This is a genomic window from Vibrio sp. 1249-1 (genome assembly GCF_033340495.1).
Genome location: NZ_JAWOWJ010000148.1, coordinates 1 through 1,049, shown reverse-complemented (window position 1 = coordinate 1,049; position 1,049 = coordinate 1). Strand labels below are relative to the sequence as shown.

At 46.3% G+C, this 1,049-nt stretch carries 2 protein-coding genes; both read left to right on the top strand.

What is annotated here, in order from left to right; translation table 11 throughout:
• Nucleotides 1-303 (top strand): hypothetical protein (locus R7Z50_RS24875; RefSeq protein ID WP_318149400.1); only part of this gene is annotated, 303 nt, incomplete at its 5' end.
• 89 nt (nt 304-392) lie between these two features.
• Nucleotides 393-1,049 (top strand): NAD(P)H-hydrate epimerase (locus R7Z50_RS24870; protein ID WP_318149399.1); only part of this gene is annotated, 657 nt, incomplete at its 3' end.

Here is a 1,049-nt window from a genome sequence, read left to right as displayed (position 1 = left end):
GGTTTGCAATCGCATGAGGCAATTGGCCGTTCGATCTTCGATATCTTCCCAGAAATCCCGCCGGAATGGTTTAAGTTGAAGACGAAACCTGTGTACGACTTGGGTTGCAGAAGCTTTATTACGTGGCGTCAACGTCCGTATTTGTTTCGCTGCCGCAACGTACGCCCTGTTACACAACAGGCGGAGTTTATGTACCAGAACGTAACGCTTAACCCAATGCGAACACCAACTGGAAAAATCAACTCACTGTTTTTGTCTATCCAAGACGCGACAGCAGAAGCCTTGATGTCGCAACATAAATAGCGATTGAAATTTATTCGTTAAAAGCCAAGGGTAACCTTGGCTTTTTTGTATACTTATAATTGTGTTTCCCCAATGCGCAGAACGTAAATATGGACTTTAATCTCGCCTTAAAACTCTACACCGCCGAGCAAGTCAAAAACGGAGAAGTGGCTGCCGCCCACATGGCAGGCGTTTCTATGTATAGCTTAATGCAGCGAGCTGGCATGGCTGTTTACGAACGATTTCTTCATTTATACCCAAGAACGAAAAACGTTCTTGTCGTTTGTGGCAAAGGCAACAACGGCGGCGATGGCTACGTGTTTGCATCCCTTGCAAAACAAGCTCAGCTGAATGTTCAAGTTTTTCAAATCGGTGATGTAACGCAGCTTCAGGGCGATGCTTTGCGTGCGTATCAAGACTGGCAAACCGTTGATGGTAAAAACAGCAGTTGGGATGATTGGAATACTGCGTTACTTGAAGCGGAAGTGATCATCGACGCTATGTTAGGCACGGGGCTAAAGGGTGAAGTCCGAACTGAATATCGTCGTTATATAGAGCAGATCAACCAAATTCAGTGCCCAGTTATTGCGGTCGATATCCCGTCCGGCTTGTGCGCTAACACTGGCTCAGTTTTAGGTGACGCAATTCAAGCTGACCATACAGTTACGTTTATTGGCGTTAAGCAAGGGTTATGTACCGCTCAAGCGAGAGACCGAATTGGTGAGCTGCACTTTTGTGGTTTGGGCGTTAACGTGGAATTCGATTCC